General features: G+C 44.4%; 14 protein-coding genes. 10 read left to right on the top strand and 4 right to left on the bottom strand.

Annotated features, from left to right (window positions below; translation table 11 throughout):
* Positions 1 to 146 precede the first annotated feature (146 nt).
* Both pepF and yhfH read right to left on the bottom strand, forming a co-directional pair.
* Positions 147 to 1,958: an oligoendopeptidase F gene (pepF, locus tag VK080_RS09540; protein WP_324224538.1), complete on the bottom strand. Its 1,812-nt coding sequence runs from the start codon at positions 1,956 to 1,958 to the stop codon at positions 147 to 149.
* Positions 1,959 to 2,714: 756 nt separating this feature from the next.
* Positions 2,715 to 2,840: a protein YhfH gene (yhfH, locus tag VK080_RS09535; RefSeq protein WP_414672236.1), complete on the bottom strand. Its 126-nt coding sequence runs from the start codon at positions 2,838 to 2,840 to the stop codon at positions 2,715 to 2,717.
* A gap of 104 nt (positions 2,841 to 2,944) precedes the next feature.
* On the opposite strand from yhfH, the gene VK080_RS09530 reads away from it, so the two are divergent.
* The 3 genes from VK080_RS09530 to VK080_RS09520 all read left to right on the top strand — a co-directional run bounded on the left by VK080_RS09530 (position 2,945) and on the right by VK080_RS09520 (position 5,814).
* Positions 2,945 to 3,688, top strand: coding sequence for an MBL fold metallo-hydrolase (locus VK080_RS09530; protein ID WP_324224536.1), 744 nt, complete (start codon positions 2,945 to 2,947; stop codon positions 3,686 to 3,688).
* A gap of 64 nt (positions 3,689 to 3,752) precedes the next feature.
* A complete protein-coding gene (locus VK080_RS09525) occupies positions 3,753 to 4,748 on the top strand; it encodes a lipoate--protein ligase (protein WP_324224535.1) in 996 nt (331 codons plus the stop codon).
* Positions 4,749 to 5,292: 544 nt separating this feature from the next.
* Positions 5,293 to 5,814 carry a competence protein ComK gene (locus tag VK080_RS09520; protein ID WP_324224534.1) on the top strand — a complete coding sequence of 174 codons (522 nt, stop codon included), beginning with the start codon at positions 5,293 to 5,295 and terminating at the stop codon, positions 5,812 to 5,814.
* Here VK080_RS09520 and VK080_RS09515 read toward each other — a convergent pair.
* Positions 5,762 to 6,151 carry a hypothetical protein gene (locus VK080_RS09515; protein WP_324224533.1) on the bottom strand — a complete coding sequence of 130 codons (390 nt, stop codon included), beginning with the start codon at positions 6,149 to 6,151 and terminating at the stop codon, positions 5,762 to 5,764. The genes VK080_RS09520 and VK080_RS09515 overlap by 53 nt on opposite strands.
* Before the next feature lie 363 nt (positions 6,152 to 6,514).
* On the opposite strand from VK080_RS09515, the gene VK080_RS09510 reads away from it, so the two are divergent.
* From VK080_RS09510 to VK080_RS09480, 7 genes are all read left to right on the top strand, one after another.
* The gene (locus tag VK080_RS09510; protein WP_324224532.1) at positions 6,515 to 7,177 is read left to right on the top strand and encodes a TVP38/TMEM64 family protein; all 663 of its coding nucleotides are present in this window, start codon (positions 6,515 to 6,517) and stop codon (positions 7,175 to 7,177) included.
* 215 nt (positions 7,178 to 7,392) lie between these two features.
* On the top strand, positions 7,393 to 7,941 hold the full coding sequence (lepB, locus tag VK080_RS09505) for a signal peptidase I (RefSeq protein ID WP_324224531.1): 549 nt from the start codon (positions 7,393 to 7,395) through the stop codon (positions 7,939 to 7,941).
* Between the two features lie 145 nt (positions 7,942 to 8,086).
* Entirely contained in the window at positions 8,087 to 11,578 is a 3,492-nt protein-coding gene (gene addB / locus VK080_RS09500) for a helicase-exonuclease AddAB subunit AddB (protein ID WP_324224530.1), read from the top strand.
* Positions 11,578 to 15,297: a helicase-exonuclease AddAB subunit AddA gene (gene addA / locus VK080_RS09495; RefSeq protein WP_324224529.1), complete on the top strand. Its 3,720-nt coding sequence runs from the start codon at positions 11,578 to 11,580 to the stop codon at positions 15,295 to 15,297. Before addB ends, addA begins: the two co-directional genes overlap by 1 nt.
* 213 nt (positions 15,298 to 15,510) lie before the next feature.
* Positions 15,511 to 15,687 (top strand): hypothetical protein, encoded by a 177-nt coding sequence (locus VK080_RS09490; protein ID WP_324224528.1) that lies wholly within the window; start codon positions 15,511 to 15,513, stop codon positions 15,685 to 15,687.
* A gap of 18 nt (positions 15,688 to 15,705) precedes the next feature.
* Positions 15,706 to 16,167, top strand: coding sequence for a cytochrome c oxidase subunit II (locus VK080_RS09485; RefSeq protein ID WP_324224527.1), 462 nt, complete (start codon positions 15,706 to 15,708; stop codon positions 16,165 to 16,167).
* Positions 16,168 to 16,223: 56 nt separating this feature from the next.
* Entirely contained in the window at positions 16,224 to 17,855 is a 1,632-nt protein-coding gene (locus VK080_RS09480; protein ID WP_324224539.1) for a cbb3-type cytochrome c oxidase subunit I, read from the top strand.
* 76 nt (positions 17,856 to 17,931) lie between these two features.
* Here the strand turns inward: VK080_RS09480 and VK080_RS09475 are convergent.
* Positions 17,932 to 18,137 (bottom strand): hypothetical protein (locus tag VK080_RS09475; RefSeq protein WP_324224526.1); only part of this gene is annotated, 206 nt, incomplete at its 5' end.

The raw sequence follows: 18,137 nt of genomic DNA, 5'->3' as shown, positions 1-18,137 counted from the left end.
CTCCTCGCAGAAAAGATTGCTGCCGCACTGCGGGGTCTCACCTATGCCTCTCATCCCGCAGGAGTCTCCGTATATTTCCTCCGCTAAGGCAACTTATTGTTCACCTTTAGTGTTGGTCATTTTTGTTATGTCCCAGTCTCTCTCATTTATGCGTAGCTCTTTTCCAATTCATCAACCAGACTGCCGACATAGGCAACGGCTTCTTTGATAGCATCGGGCTTTGACATGTCCACACCGGCTTTCCGCGCCAGATCCAGTGGTTTCATCGTTCCGCCGGCCTCTAACACGGATAACCAGCGGTCGACAGCTGGCTGCCCTTCTTCGCGAATCATTCGCGCCATAGCCGTCGAAATCGTCAGACCGGCTGAATACGTATATGGATATAGGCCCATATAGTAGTGTGGCTGTCGCATCCAGGTCAGGCCGGCACCTTCATCGATCGACACGGCGTCTCCCCAGAAGTTTTCAATTGCCTCTTTTTTCTGCTCGGACAAAACCGTTGCTGTCAGTGGTGTTCCTTCTTCAGCCAATGCATAGATACGGCGCTGAAATTCGCCTTCAAGCAAGTGTGTCACAAAGTTATGATAGTAGGTTCCGAGAAGCGAGCTGATGACCCAGCGTTTCATCCGTTTATCATCGGTTTTGGCCATCATATGGTCGGCAAGCAGTAATTCGTTTAAGGTTGATGGTGCCTCAACAAAGTAAGTGGATGGACTTGTGTTTACAAGTGACTGATTTTTACCGGCAAGATAAAAGTGCCCGGCATGTCCAAGTTCATGCGCCAGAACAAACGCTCCCCGCATCGTGTCCGTCCATGTCATTAAAATGTATGGATGAACATTATATGGAGAAGCACAAAATGCTCCGGTCTGTTTTCCAACATTGTCGGCCCGGTCAACCCAGCGGTCGCGAATGCCCTGCTGAATGATGCCACTATACGCCGCTCCCATCACTTGAAGTGCCTCAAGAATCATATCGGTTGCTTCCTCGTACGTTGTTGCCGGGTTGAACGTCGGATCGAGTGGTGCTTTCAGATCGGCGTAGCGCATCTCATCAAGTCCGAGTTTTTCCTTTTTCAGTTTTGCAAACCGGCGCATATGCGGTGCCAGTTCTTTTTGAATGACATCGAGCTGATTATGATACATATCCTTGGATACCTGCTGCGGGTGGAGCAACATATCAGTAACCGAATCATAGGAACGCAGGCGTGACATCGTAACCTGTTTTGTCACTTCGGTTGCATATGTTGCCGCATAGGTGTTTTTGTATTGATCTAAGGTTTTGATGAATGCGTCATATGCTTTTCGACGGATAGTTGTATCAGGCGACAATTCATAGCTGTCCTCATAAAGCGCGGCTGACATTGGCAGCTTATTGCCAGTGCTATCTCCAATCGGTTCAAACTGCATGTCAGATGATTTGCTCCGCTCATAGATCATGAATGGCGCGCTATGTACTTCATCAAGTGCTGCGAGCGTTTCCTCGATTTCAGGTGCCATTGTAAACGGCTTTTTTTCCAATACATCATCAAGCATTTTCCGGTACGTTTTCAATTCCGGTTCCTCGCTTATGAAGTGTTCAATTACATCGTCCGATAATTGCAGCAATTCATTATCAACGAATGATAATTTGGCACCGATAGCAGCCAGTACGGATGATACTTTGGCGGAATCAGCCTGGTTTTGTGGATCTGAACCATCAGCGCTCGATTTCAGGTTAGCATATGTCACCACACGAATCAGCCGCTGTTCAAAATTCTCCTTTGCTTTCAGCCCGTTTAGCAGATTTTCGGCACTTGATGTCAATCTTCCTTTATATTGGGTGACATCACTGACGTTTGCCTGGATGGCGCTCAATTCTTCCTCCCATTCTTCGTGGGAAGCAAATAAATCCGTTAAGTCCCATGTCTGTTCTCTGGATACTTCAGACCGCGTCAGGCGTTTTGTGTTTGTGGTCATGACAATACTCCTTTCCAAATTATTTCGTTTCTCTAATTAATTATAAAATAAACCTTACTGAAATAACATCATTTTCGGATACTTTTTTAAAATAATTAGGATAAGAACTCGCTACAAGCGAATATTTTGTTAAAACCCGGAAAAAAATACAGCTGTATGCACAGCTGTATCAATGGAAAGGAAGTGGATTGTACAGTGAACCTCTCCACCTAAATCAAAGATTTTGATGGAGCTTCCCTGTTCACAGACGATCGCTTTGTTCTATGAACTGAGTCTTACATCGTCTCCAAGGGCTTTGTTTTATACTGATCGGACAGGACCTTGCCCTACAGTTGTTTTTTCACTATACGCTCATCATAGCAAACATACGTTCCATTGTCCACTGGATTTTTCAGTTTTTTTATAACAATAAGGCACCGATTCATCCCCTACTAAATCACAGATTTTGAAGGGGACTTCTCGGCAAAGATGTTAAAATGAAAATAAGTACTGACTGCAAACTGATGAAGCATTTATTTTTTCCCCGCATGTAATGGACAGTAAATCGCCAAAGAACGGCGGCTAACTGTCCATAAATACCCGATAAGTCTCACTGTCATTCAGCAGAGAAAAGCGCTCTGCTGAATGAAGTTTCGCTTTTCCCCGCATGTAATGGACAGTAAATCGCCAAAGAACGGCAGCTAACTGTCCATAAATGCCCGATAAGTCTCACTGTCATTCAGCAGAGAAAGGCGCTCTGCTGAATGAAGTTTCGCTTTATCTAGCAGGATGATCACATTCGTCACAGAGATTGCCGTAACAGTCGGCTTTTTCATACATCTCGTGACCGCAATTATGGCATTTTTTTCGTGGCAGGTTTCTGAAAAACTCGATAACGTCCATCATGTTAACATCCCCCTTTGAGTTGGTAAGTGTATTGTATTATAACAGTATGCAAAATGTCAATACTGTGTTACAACAAAATTTAAATATTAGAGGTGACATTTATGAAATTAACGATCATTGGATTTTGGGGCGGGTATCCTGCCCCGGGTGGTGCTACTTCAGCGTATATGCTGGAAAAAGATGATTTCACATTATTAATTGATGCCGGAAGCGGCTCCTTATCTAAACTGCAAAACAAAAAGCATGTCATGGATTTGGATGCGGTGATTCTGTCCCATTACCATAACGATCATGTAGCAGATATTGGTGTTCTGCAGTATGCATGGCTGGTACAGTCATACATCCATGAAAACAACGACATTCTGCCAATCTATGGTCATACTGAAGATCAGAATGGATTTAAGTTATTAACACATAAGAAAACAGAAGGGATTGCCTATGATCCGGATGCGACACTGGAAGTCGGTCCGTTTGCCATCACCTTTTTGAAGACCAGTCATCCTGTTCCGTGCTATGGCATGCGGATTACCGACGGCGAGACGACCATCGTTTATACCGCTGATACCGCTTTTAAGGAAGAATGGTACGATTTTGCCAAAGACACAGATCTTCTGATAACAGACTGCAATTTTTATGAAGATCAGGATGGTTCGGCTGCAGGGCATATGACAAGTAAAGAGGGGGCCATGATTGCTGACAGAGCAAACGTTAAAGAACTGATTCTTAGCCACCTTCCGCAATATCATGACAATAATGACCTGGTAAAGGAAGCAAGGCAGTATTTTTCCGGAAGCATTCAGCTGGCAGAAGAAGGTCTGACTTGGGAAAAAAGTCGTAATTTTTGATTGTTAACAGCATTTCATTTAGACTAAAAGGTGGTGAAAATCATTCTGATGGGGAGGCAGTGTTATGAAATTCATTGATAATCAGGGTATTACTGATCCGACTATAAATCTGGCAATAGAGGAGTACATCCTGCAGAATTTCGGGGAAAAAGATACATATTTATTATTTTATATCAATAAACCCTCGATCATTATCGGCCGGAATCAGAACGCAGTAGAAGAAATCAATACCGAATACGTGGACGAAAACGGAATCAAAGTGGTCCGTCGCCTGTCCGGCGGTGGTGCGGTCTATCATGATGAACAAAATCTCAACTTCAGTTTTATCACTAAGGACGACGGGGAGAGCTTCCAGGATTTTGAAAAATTCACCCAGCCTATTGTTGAAGCATTGAACAAACTAGGTGTACCGGCAGAAATGAAAGGCCGAAATGACTTGGCTGTTGAAGGCCGAAAAATTTCCGGTAATGCCATGTTCTCAACAAAAGGCCGGATGTTCAGTCATGGAACATTAATGCTCGATTCGGAAATTGAAAACGTCGTTTCAGCGTTGAACGTCAACAAGGAAAAGATTGAATCGAAAGGTATTAAGTCGATTCGCAGCCGTGTTGCCAATATTTCCGAATATCTGGATGAAAAAATTTCGATGGACGAGTTCAAAGAAATGATCCTGAAACATGTTTTCGATGTGGAAGATGTCAAAGATGTTCCACGCTATGAGCTGACGGAAGCTGATTGGAAAGAGATTCACAAGATTTCTGAGGAACGTTATCAAAAATGGGAATGGAATTATGGTAAATCACCTAAATTCAACGTGCAGGCCTCACACAAGTTTGATGCAGGTCTCGTCGACGTGCGTCTTGATGTCAAAAACGGCACGATTGAAAACTGCAAAATTTACGGAGACTTTTTCGGATTGGGCGAAATCAGTGATCTGGAGCATGCACTGACAGGAGTGCACCACGAACGAAAAGCAATTGAAGAAGCATTGGCAGACGTTGACGTACCACATTACCTTGGTAAAATTCCAAAAGATGAATTTATTAAATTGCTGTATTAATACAGATATAGAGGCTGGGACATAATTAAAACGGGCAATTCTAAAGACGAACAATACGCTGCTTGAGCAGAGGAAATATACGAAGACTTCTGAGGGAAGAAAGGCCTGGGTGAGACCCGTAGTGCGCCAGCACAAAGCAGGACTTACCTGAGTAAACTGCAATCTGCGAGGCGTGCTGCATCAGCGAAAACACTTGCAAGACGACGAGCACGAGGGGAGGTTCACCAGCCGCCCGCGGAAAGCGACGAGCATCAAGTATATTTCCGGAGCAGGTTATATGCACCAACCATAATTTCTGGTTAGTTCGGGCTTTTCTTCAAAAACACTTTTGTCCCAGCCCCTTGTTGTTATGATGGGAAATGCTTTCAATTGAATTTTTGTTACAGTTTTATAATAAAATGAATAATGATTCATTCATTGCCTTTATCTTCATTTTCGGTTAATTATTAAGAAAAATCAAATTTTCTATTGTCTTTTTTATATTAAATTGGTAAATTATAGATATGCCTCTTTCTTTTCATGTCACATGAAAGGATGAACCATAATGTTAGATAACTTTTATTCTCCATCATATGAAGTGACTCCTCTTACAATGGCAATTCTCGCACAGCAGAATGAAAATGGAAGTACCAGTACACGCATATTGGAAGAACAGGAAGAATATTCTGTCCACCATTCCCCAAGTAAAATTATTGACAATGCATGCAAGTTTTTTGGAAGCAGTCTTCGAGGCAGGCAGGACGGAACGAAAGGTATTTGCGGTATTACACATAAAGCCCCCATTTCCGTTGATCCGGGCAGCGGCATGTATTTTTTCCCTACAACTTCCCCCACCAATCCGAAATGTTCATGGATTGCCCATTCACATATTAATCAGGTCGTGCAGGGACCGGGCAGGCAGACAGAGGTCATTTTCAAGAACCACAAATCCATTCTTCTTGATATTTCATTTGGCTCGATGCTGAATCAGGTGCAGCGTACTGCGCAGTACCGCTATTTATTGGACAACCGTATTAAGTATTTGCAGAATCATACTGCTGATAAGGTAGCAGAGCCTTTTGCATAAGTTCTTGGATGATTGTTTCCACTTTTTTACGGATTGCCGGGTTAAAGTAATTACGCTTTTCTTCTCGTCCCCTGCAAAGGAATAGATAGGATGAAAAGGAATCATTTTTGTTCAGTGTCACAACCCGGATTTTTTTATCCTGCATCGTCTTTCGCAGCTTTCTCCGTTCATTTGCAGCCTCGGTATTCATTTTTTCCAAAAGGTCTATATAAGGTTCCTTTATTTTAAAAGTACCGTGCCGGATGTTCTGAATATCTTGCTGGATGACCACCATTGCCATTGAAAGAAACAGGAAACGAGAAGCAAGCTGCAGTTCTTCGTCATTCAGATAGCGCATGTTATCTCCTCCGTTAATCGAACGTAAGTTCTGCATATATTATATGATAAACTGTACAAAAAATACACCAAAAAATTTAATTTAAGATAAGATGGAAGGAAAGAGGCTATTTGTTTCTATGAAAAAGTGTAAAATGAAAGATTAATCGGCAATGTCCACTATGCATATACGGATGGATAATTTAAAATAAAAATAGTTATACTGAATAGACGAAGAAGACACTTGAGAACTTCATTCAGTGGAGCGCTCTTAAGCCACTGAATGTTAGTTGAACCGATTCGGGCATTTACGGTCAGTCAGCCGCTGTCATTTGGCGGGTTACTGACCTTTACATGCGGGATATGTAAGGGGACAATGATTTACATGCATTTGCTAAACGTCAGCATAACGGATTGGAAAATTTGGCTTGAGCAGGATAAACTGGACGAATTTATCCGGCATCTATTAAATGAATACGAAAGTCTGGGACCATTGCCGGGAATTCTTTTGCCATTTATAGAAGCATTTTTGCCATTTTTGCCATTGGTTGTATTCGTGCTTGCCAATGCAGCGGCTTATGGTTTGTGGGAAGGTTTCATATTATCGTGGGCAGGGGCTTGTGCTGGCGCGATATTGGTATTTTTGCTTATCCGGAAACTTGGGGACAAGCGGTTCATCAGGGCAATACGCCGAAATAAACAAGTGATCCGGGTGACCGGCTGGGTGGAGCGGCATGGTTTTGGTCCGCTCTTTCTATTAATGTGCTTTCCATTCTCCCCGTCGTCGGTGATCAACGTCGTATCGGCTCTGTCAAACATTCATATCCGCCAGTTTATCCTGGCGGTACTCATGGGCAAGACGGTCATGATTTTTTCGATTGCTTTTGTCGGTTCAAGCATCGTTGAATTTGCACAGAAACCAGTCAGAACAATTGTTGTCGGAATCTGTATTGTCCTATTCTGGCTGTTCGGAAAATATATCGAACGGCGCCTGCAGCGGAAATCTGTCATAAAGGAAATTTCTGAGCGCGAACAGGTTAAAAAGTGAATAAACAGGGTAGACTGGTAAAAGCAAAAGCGTAAGCGCCCGGTTTGCGACGTACGACTGGACTGAACCGCAGGAGATAAAGGAAACACGACGACCATAGGGAGTCGATGTTGACTTATCGTACGGAGGTGAGGGAAGTCGCGCTACAGCTTTGGCGCTGGAGCTAGACGAGGAAGCGACCATGAAACGAGTCGTAAACCCTGGAGGAAATAACAATGAAAAAAAGATATTGTCGCAAAATAATCCCAGTCATATTATTAGCATTGGTCCTGGCGATTATTTTCCGAACCAGCCTGTTTGCAAGTTATATTGTAAATGGCGAGTCGATGGAACCGACTCTGTATGATGGCAACCTGTTAATGGTCAATAAAGTTGTTTATAATCTGACGGATGTGGACCGCTTTGATATAATTGTGTTTCATGCAGATGAACGGGAAGATTATGTTAAACGTGTCATCGGACTGCCCGGTGATGACATTGTCTACAAGAATGATAAACTGTATGTTAATGGAGAATATGTGGAAGAACCATTTTTGGATCCGTTTAAGGAAGTCCGTGACGGCAAACCGCACACGGAGGATTTTACACTGGAAGGTGTTACCGGATCAGAAATCGTGCCTGAAGGAAAACTGTTTGTCATGGGAGACAATCGAAGGGAAAGTCTTGACAGCCGCGAGATTGGGTTCGTTGATGCCGGTACACTGGTCGGTAAAGTCGATGTCAAATACTGGCCCGTTTCAGAAATGCAGCTAAGTTTTGGTTGAACGTATAGAAAGTGTCTAAAACCTGTTTCTCTGTTAAAATGAGAAATAGGTTTTATTATTTTTAACGTTAAAAACAAATGACAGCAGACCTTATAAAACAAAAGACTTGGTGAAAGCCAAGTGTTTCTGACAGGGGGCTGAATGCATGGGAATCCGATTTTTATTAGGAAGAGCCGGAACCGGCAAAAGTGAACGGATTTTAAGTGATATTCGACAAACATTAGCCGATAATCCACAGGGGTCACCCATCTTTTATATCGTGCCCGATCAAATGACGTTTCAGCAGGAATACGCGTTATTCCAGGATCAAACGATTAAAGGAAGTATCCGTGCCCAGGTTGTCAGCTTTTCACGGCTGGCATGGCGTGTCATGCAGGAAACCGGCGGGGGCACAAGGCAATTTATCAGTTCGGTCGGCACCCAGATGATGCTCCGTAAAATTATTGCGGAAAAAGAAAGTGAATGGGATATATTTCAAAAAGCTTTGGAGAAGCAAGGATTTCTGGAACAGCTTGAGAACATCATCACTGAGTTCAAACGTTACCGGATTACCCCGGATATGCTCTACATGCAAATAGAACAGATGCAGCAGTTTGTTCATCAGGAACCTGGTGAGACGGCTTTAACGCGTAAGCTGAATGATTTGGCTTATATCTATGAAAATTTAATTCGTACTTTGGAAGACAAATATATTGATAGTGAGGATCAGCTGCAGTTGCTGGCCGATAAAATACAAAATGCGACACTGCTTAATGATGCTGACATCTATCTTGACGGATTTCATCGGTTTTCGCCGAAAGAATTGCTCGTTGTGGAAGAATTGATGAAAAAATGCAATTCCGTAACGGTTGCATTGACTGCAGACATCCCGGATCATGATCATCTTTCCGAGTTGGATTTGTTTTACCAGACAAAAGAAACCTATCAAGCACTGAAAACCATAGCCCAGGAGAATGGCATTCCAATCGATGAGCCGATCATATTAAGTCCGGAGGATGGGAGACTGCACAATCGGCCATATTTTGCCCATCTGGAAAAGCATTTTGACGTAAGACCTGCACCTGTGTATAACGGTGAAGTGCCCATCCAGATCGCCGAGGCCGTCCATCCGCGTGCAGAAGTTGAGGGGGTTGCCCAGGAGATTCTCCGTCTTGTCAGAGAGGAGCACTACCGGTTTCGTGATATCGCGGTATTTATTCGTCAGACCGATGTCTATCATGATTTGATCGAAACGATTTTTGATGACCATGATATTCCTGTTTTTATCGATGAAAAACGGAGTATGTTGAATCATTCGCTGATTGAATTCATCCGTTCTGTCATGGATATCGTTGAAGGGAATTGGCGCTATGATGCCGTTTTCCGTTTGCTGAAAACCGGGTTCATCCCGTCTGTTGATGCTCGGTATCCACTCAATGATGACGCGATTGATGAGCTGGAAAATTATGTGCTGGAATATGGCATCCGGTCGCGTGATCAATGGCTGTCGCATGACGATTGGGTTTTCCAGCGGTTTCTTGGTTTCGACCGGTCGGCACAGACAGATGCCGAAAAACAGACGCAGCAGCGGATTAATGCTTATCGGAAGCAGGTTGTCCGGGCACTGCAGGCATTTGATAAGGCTATCAGGGAGGCTGAGACGGTACGAAAACGATGTGAAGTCATTTATCTTTTATTGGAAAAGCTTGATGTGCCCGGCCGGCTGGAAAAAATGCGTGAAACATTCGATGCAGAAGGACAAATTGAAAAAGCGCGTGAACAGGAACAAGTATGGAATGCCGTTATTCAGCTGCTGGATGAAATGGTTGAAATGGCCGGGGATGAGCGCATGACTATGGAAACATTCCGCGCTGCCATCGAAGCGGGATTTGAGTCACTGACATTCGCACACGTGCCGCCAAGCATCGATCACGTCATTGTTGGTACGATTGACCGTTCCCGGATCAGCGGGATGAAATGTTCGTTTTTGCTTGGCGTCAATGATGGTACATGGCCGATGAAACAGGCGGAAGACGGTCTGATCAATGAGCAGGAACGAAACATGCTGGCGGAACACGGCGTAGAACTGGCGGAAAGCAGTAAACGAAAGCTATTGGATGACTGGTTTTATATGTATCTCGCGTTTACTTCGGCCAGTGACTATTTATGGGTCAGCTATCCGCTCAGTGATGAGGAAGGGAAATCGAAAATGCCATCACAACTGATTAAGCGGGTGGAAGATTTGTTCCCTGATTGCTGTGATCACCTGTTATTGCAGGATCCTGATGAGCTGGCTGATGCAGAGCGTTTCATTACCACGCCGATTAAAACTCGAGCAGCGCTAACAGCCCAACTGGCCCGCAGCCGCAAAGGATACCCGGTAAAAGAGGTGTGGTGGCACGTTCTGAACTGGTATATTAGAAACCAGCCAAAATTCAGTACAACTTATACCATTCTGCAAAGCTTGTATTATCAAAATAAGCCGGTTAATCTATCACAGCAGACAACTGAACAGTTGTATCCAAAACAAGTGAAAGCCAGTGTATCACGGCTTGAATCATATTACCGCTGTTCCTATCAGCATTTTGCCCAGTACAGTCTGCAGCTCAAGGAACGAAAAACCTACAAGCTTGATGCACCGGATATTGGTCAGCTTTTTCATGAAGCACTGAAAAAAATTACCGAATGGATTCAAGCTGAGGGAAGGGACTTTTCGCAGTTAACCAAACGTGAAAGTGCCGGATATGCACGGCAAGCTGTCGAAAACCTTGCACCTGTTTTGCAGCATCAGATTTTACACAGTTCAAACCGTTATAAATATATCCAGCAAAAACTTCAGGACGTGATTACCCGAGCAACCTATATATTGAGCGAGCAGGCACGGAAAAGTGAATTTTCACCGGTGGGGCTTGAACTTGGCTTTGGTGAGAACCAGACACTCAATCCAGTGACATTGCCGCTCTCGAACGGGTTTGAATTAATGCTGCGCGGACGGATTGACCGTGTCGATAAAGCCGAAAGTGAGGAAGGGTTATTTTTACGGATAATTGACTACAAATCCAGTGAAAAAGGATTGAACCTGATCGACGTTTATTATGGACTGGCACTTCAGATGCTGACTTATCTGGATGTCGTGCTCTCCCAGTCTGAACAATGGCTTGGCGTAAAAGCAACACCGGCCGGCGTGCTTTATTTCCACGTGCACAATCCAATGGTGTCAGGCAACATGAACATGTCTGATGAGGAAATCGAAAAAGAATTATTCAAAAAGTATAAAATGCAGGGGCTGCTGCTGTCGGATGAACAAATCGTTAAATTGATGGATACATCGCTCGAATCGGGCCGGAGCCAGATTATCCCAGCCGGTGTTAAAAAGAACGGTGGATTTTACAGCGGCTCCAAAATTGCAGACAATGAAACATTCCAGAGCCTGCAAAATCACATCCACCATTTGATGATGCAGGCAGGTATTGATATGACATCAGGTGGTGTGCACCTTAATCCGTATCAGCACAAACAAAGAATTCCATGCACGTATTGTCCATTTCTGTCTGTCTGCCAATTTGACCCATCGCTTGAGGAAAACAATTACCGCAAACTGACAGATATGAAGGATGATGAAGTCCTGGAAAAACTCCGTAGAAAGGAGGAATCGTAATGGTCAGCTGGACACGAGAACAGGAAGAAGCCATTTATACGGATGGGCGTGACGTACTTGTTTCCGCTGCAGCCGGCTCGGGAAAAACCGCAGTCCTCGTGGAGCGGATCATTCAAAAACTGCTCCGGGAAGAAAACCCGGTAGATATTGATTCATTGCTTGTCGTAACATTTACAAATGCGGCAGCACAGGAAATGCGCAATAGGATCGGACTGGCGCTGGAGCAGGCACTGGCAGATGATCCATCCTCCAATCATCTGAAAAAACAATTATCACTGCTGCAGCGTGCATCGATATCCACATTGCATTCCTTTTGTCTCGATATCGTGAAGCAATACGCTTATTTACTTGATATTGATCCTGCTTTTCGGATTGCCGATGATATGGAAGCGGATTTAATCAAACAGGAAGTGATCGATGATTTATTTGAAGACTGGTATGGTAAAGAAGGGGAAGAACAGGAAAACTTCTTTGCAGTGGTTGACCGTTTTTCCAGTGACCGCAGTGATACGGATGTAGAGAGCCTCGTCCTTGATCTGTACACGTTTGCCATCAAAAATCCCTGGCCGGACAATTGGCTTGATCAGCTTGCGGATGTTTATGATATTCCCGATAATTGGCAGGAAGATGATTTGGACTGGCTTTCCATTATTAAAAAAGAGGTCAGAAACGAGTTTGATGCGATTAATCAGGAGATGCAGCTGGCAATGGATCTGACCCGGGAAAGTGATGGACCATATCATTATGCAGATGCGATTGAATCCGATCTTGCCCAATTACAGGAGGCAAAGGCACACCTTGATTCATGGGACGATCTGCAGGCGGTGATGGCATCCAGTTCATTTGCCCGATTATCCGGGAAAAAAATCGATTGTGATGAAGCCAAAAAAGATAAAGCGAAAAAACTGCGGGAAAGCTATAAAAAACGCTGGAATGATATGAAAGAAGGATGGTTCAGCCGCAATCTGGAGGGGCATGTTGCCGATATGCAGGAGCTGGCCCCCATTATCAGACAGCTGACTGAACTGGTTAAACAGTTTAAAGCGCGATTTACCGAACAAAAACGCGAGCGGGCAATTGTTGATTTTTCTGATCTCGAACATTATTGCCTGGAGCTGCTCATCGACGAAACATCCACGCCCAAGGATTTAAAACCATCGAATGTCGCTGTCAGCCTGAGGGAACAATTTACGGAATTGCTGGTTGATGAATACCAGGACACGAATCTTGTCCAGGAAACAATTTTGTCACTGATAAGTGATCAGCACGGTCCCGGCAACATGTTTATGGTCGGTGATGTCAAGCAGAGCATTTACCGGTTTCGTCATGCTGAACCATCGCTTTTCATCAATAAATATAAACGATTCGCCAGTGATACACTTTCAGCAACACGGATTGATCTGGCAAGCAATTTCCGGAGCCGGGAACAAGTTCTTGCTGGCACCAATTACATCTTCAGGCAAATTCTCGATGAGCAGCTGGGCGAGATCGATTATGATCCGGATGCGGAATTGATTTATGCCAATAGCATGTACGATTCGCTGCCGCACGCGGAGCCGGAGCCTGAGCTTGTTATCATTGACCGTGAAGCACCGGAAGAAAAAGAGGCTATGACACCGGAAGAGGAAGACTATCAGGATCTGGAAAAGGCACAGCTTGAGGCGCGTGCCTATGCCGAAAAAATCAAAGGCTGGATCGGACAGAAGGAAAAGGCGCCACTGCAAGTTTATGATAAAACGACTGACTCAGAGCGAGATGTCCAGTACCGTGATATGGTTATTTTGCTCCGGTCGATGACATGGGCGCCCACGATGGTTGATGAATTGAAAAAACAGGGCATCCCCGTTTATGCTGAGCTGTCAACCGGTTATTTTGAAGCGATCGAAGTGAAAATCATGCTGAATTTCTTGAAAGTAATCGATAATCCACGACAGGATATTCCGCTTGCCTCCGTTCTGAAATCACCGATTGTCGGGCTGGATGAGGAAGAACTCGGACAGGTTCGGTTAGCTGACAAACGTGGCGTCTATTATGATGCGCTCAAAGCTTTTCATCAGCAGAATACAGGTGACACAGCCATTAAAGTGTCCAATTTCCTGGAAAAGCTGGAGCGTTACCGTATTGCATCTCGCCAGGGCGCTTTATCAGAGCTGATCTGGCAGATATACAGGGAAACCGGCTACTATGACTTTGTCGGCGGCATGCCGGGAGGACGGCAGCGACAGGCTAACTTGAGGGCACTTTATGACCGGGCACGGGGCTACGAAACAACGTCTTTTCGTGGTTTGTTCCGGTTTTTGCGCTTCATTGAACGGATGGAAGAACGCGGCGATGATTTAGGGGCTGCACGGGCGCTCAGTGAACAGGAAGACGTCGTCCGGATTATGACCATCCATAAGAGTAAAGGACTGGAATTTCCGGTTGTCATTCTTGGAGCAATGGATAAGCAGTTTAATATGCAGGATTTGAATCAGCGCTATTTACTGCATAAAGATCTCGGATTTGCCAGCAAATATATCGACCCGGTCAAACGGATCACGTATCCCACACTGTATTATCATGCTTTAAAACAGGAAAAACTGCGGGAGATGTTGGCTGAAGAAATGCGTGTATTATATGTGGCACTGACACGAGCGAAAGAAAAGCTGCTGATGGTTGGCAGTGTCGCATCCTTTGCTAAAAAACAGGAAAAGTGGGAGCAGATAATTGATCATGCCGACTGGATATTGCCGGCACATTTCCGCATCAAGTCGAAAACATACCTGGATTGGATCGGCCCGGCATTAATCCGCCACAGGACGAATGATGTATTACGTACGATGGAAGTGCCCGATCAAGTGCTTGAGGCCATTCGCATTGATCCCTCGGAATGGAAAGTGACCATTGAGCATGGGAGTTCTTTTGCTAATCTGGATGAGGAGGAAGCTGAACAAGCCGGTGCACTGAAAGAAAGCATCGTCAACTGGGAACCGGTCGACATTGATGACAATGTGTATCAACAGGCGGTTGACAACCGGCTGTCGTATGTTTATCCGTATCAACAGGCAGCACATGCCCGGGCAAAGCAAACCGTTACGGAAATCAAACGGCAGCGTGAAGTGAAGGACGAGTACAGCAGTGATCAGCTTGTCCAGAAGTTCCAGTCGCCAATCGTGAAGCGCCCAGTGTTTATGCAAAAACAACAGACGATTACGGCCAGCGAGCGCGGAACCGCCATGCATACGGTTATGCAGCATATACCATTAAAAGAACCGATGGGATCTGATGAGATTGCTGAATTTGTGGAATCATTGGTTGAGCGGGAGATATTGACCAGACAGGAAGCAGATGTTATTGACATCCATGCTATTGAAGCGTTTTTCAGAACTGCCATTGGTGAATTGGTCATGAACGCCCCAATCGTCGATCGTGAGGTACCATTCAGCCTGACGTTGCCCGCCAACAAGGTGTATGCAAACTGGACAGGTGAAACAGACGAACACGTACTGATTCAGGGGGTAATCGATTGTGTTATCCCAACGGATGATGGCTGGATTATTCTGGATTATAAGACGGATACAATTACAGACGACGTAACTGATCGCGTAAAGGACAACCTCCTGGAACGTTACGAAGTTCAAATGAAACTTTACAAAGAAGCTTTGCAGCGTATATGGAAAGAACCGGTTAAAACAGCATATCTTTACTTCTTTTCCAAACAGCTGGAATTAAAAATGTGACGTATTAATTGACAAATTTGTTACAGAATACAGCGTCATTTCACAATAGCCAAACCCTTGATATATCAAGGGTTTGGCTTTTTTTATCGGCAAAAAGGTGAAAACCTTTTAAAAGTGTAATCTAAATCACATTCTCTTGTGATTTAATTCACTTCGATGAGAATCGTTCTCGAATAGGATATAAGTAAGAAATTCAAAGGGAGGTTGAACTTCATGAAAATGGATAACATGAACCCTGAAGAAAAGGCTGGAAACATCGAAGAACAGAAGCAGGAGCAGGGCCATTCCAACAAAGGCGCACTCACTTCATCGCTGATATTTGTCGGAGGATTTATATTCGCACTGTATATAGCCATCTACTGGTTATATATGTTTCGGGTGGATATTTAATAAAGGGGGTAGAAGACGATGCATCGACACGAAAAAATATGGCTGACAATCAGCAGTGTCATGATTATTGGTTTTATGCTGCTTACAGGTTATCAGACGTTCGCATTGGGGATGGGACCGCCAAGTAACACGGAAACCCTGGATCCGCAAAAAGTGGATGAAAGCGAGCCATTTAACGAACCTGGTGTATATGAAGTAGGTGAAAATGAATATGAAGTGGTCATGACACTTGAAGCGTTCATGTTCACACCAAGTGATATCGAAATTCCGGCAGGTTCCGAGGTGACATTCACGATGACCTCAAAAGATGTGACACACGGATTTCAAATTGCCGGGACGAACGTAAACGCTATGGTCATGCCGGGATATGTGCAAAAAATAACGCAAACATTTAATGAGACCGGCGACTATTTAATTTTATGTAATGAGTATTGTGGTGCAGGTCACCAAATGATGTCCACGACCATTACAGTTAAATAAAGGAGGGAAGGACAGTGGCATTAGCAGAAACGATTAAGTATAAAGCGAATAAAGCGATGGGAATAAACGAAGAAGATGCACGGATATCGAAAGCTTATTTCACCGTTACGTTTCTTGCCTTATTATTCGGCGGAACCTTTGGCCTGCTTCAGGGCTTGAACCGGGCGGGACTTCTTGAACTGCCATCATGGTACAATTATTATCAGGTTTTGACATCACACGGTCTATTATTAGTTCTTGTATTTACATCATTCTTTACAATTGGTTATTTTTATGCAAGTCTCTCCCACACATTAGGGGGATTACTTCCGAAAGTCAGAAAGATGGTATGGATCGGCTTTGGCATGAAGCTTATCGGCTTTGTATTCGCGGCTGTTCCCATTGTGATGGGCGAAGCAAGTGTTATGTATACCTTTTATCCGCCACTACAGGCATCACCATGGTTTTACATCGGATTGGTGTTAATTGTCTTAGGTGTTTGGATGGCAGCATTTGGGGCATTTATTCAAGTGGCAAACTGGCGAAAGCGCAACAAAGGACAGCATTTGCCAATTTTATCATTCTTTGCAACAGGTGTCTTTGTTCTCTTATTCTTCGGCAGTGTTCCAGTCGCCATTGAGGTGTTCATGATTATCCCATGGGCATTCGGCTGGGTGGAAACAATTAATGTGATGCTGAGCCGTACATTGTTCTGGGCATTCGGGCACACATTAGTCAACATTTGGTATATCACGGCGCTTTCAGCATGGTATGTTATTATACCAAAAGTTATTGGCGGCCGTCGTTTCAGTGATACATTAACACGTGTTGTCGTTATTTTGTTGGTTATCCTGAACATCCCCGGTGGATTCCACCATCAGATCGTTGACCCGGGGATTACCGAATCGGTTAAATATTTACACGTGTTTATGAGTCTGGCAATCGGATTCCCGTCACTGATGACAGCATATGCGATGTTCTCAGTATTTGAGCGTACAGGCAGAGCAAAAGGCGCAAAAGGCTTATTCGGTTTCTTTAAAAAATTGCCATGGGGAGATGTCCGCTTCCTGGCACCCATGATTGCCATGATTGCATTCATACCAGCTGGTGCAGGTGGTATTGTCCAAACAACAAATCAGTTGAATCAGGTCGTACACAATTCATTATGGGTCGTCGGACATTTCCATCTAACGCTGGGAATGACGGTTGCTTTAACCTTCTTTGGCATCAGTTACTGGTTGATTCCTTATATTTCAAAACGCGTGTTAACACCGGCTATGAATAAATTTGGTGTTGCAACAACGATTCTCTGGACAATTGGTATGTCGCTTATGTCGATTTCAATGCATCTGGTCGGATTGATGGGCTCACCGAGAAGAACATCGTATTCGACATATGGTGATAATGCAACAGCACTTGGCTGGGACCCATATTTAATCTTCCTTGGAATCGGGGGAACCATCTTGATTATTGCGGTCATCATGCAAGTGTATGCAGCATTCCATCTGATGTTCCGTGCACCTAAAGGTGAAGAGGAATTCCCGATCGGTGAAGAAGAAGATAATGCAAGTAAAACACCGTTCTGGACAGAGCGCTGGAGCCGGACAATTCTTCTCATGCTGGTTGTCGTGGCAATGGGATATGTGATTCCGCTGGTTGACTTTATTGGCTATGCACCACCAGGATCACCGCCATTTCAATTGTGGTAAGAATAGGTTAACAATTGGGGGGAGAGACTGGGACATAACAAAAATGACCAACGCTAAAGGTGAACAATAAGTTGCCTTAGCGGAGGAAATATACGGAGACTCCTGCAGGATGAGAGGCATAGGTGAGACCCCGCAGTGCGACAGCAATCTTTTCTGCGAGGAGCGTATACCTCACAGAGATAGCTTGCAACGCGACGAGCACGAGGAGGCTCACCAGCCGCCCGCGGAAAGCGACGAGCTGAACATCCACCGAGTAAACTGCGAGTTGCGAGGAGTGCTGCT

Source organism: Lentibacillus sp., from assembly GCF_035301925.1.
GTDB lineage: Bacteria > Bacillota > Bacilli > Bacillales > Amphibacillaceae > Lentibacillus.
The sequence above is the reverse complement of the archived record's forward strand: the minus strand, read 5'-3'. Positions and strand labels throughout refer to the sequence as shown.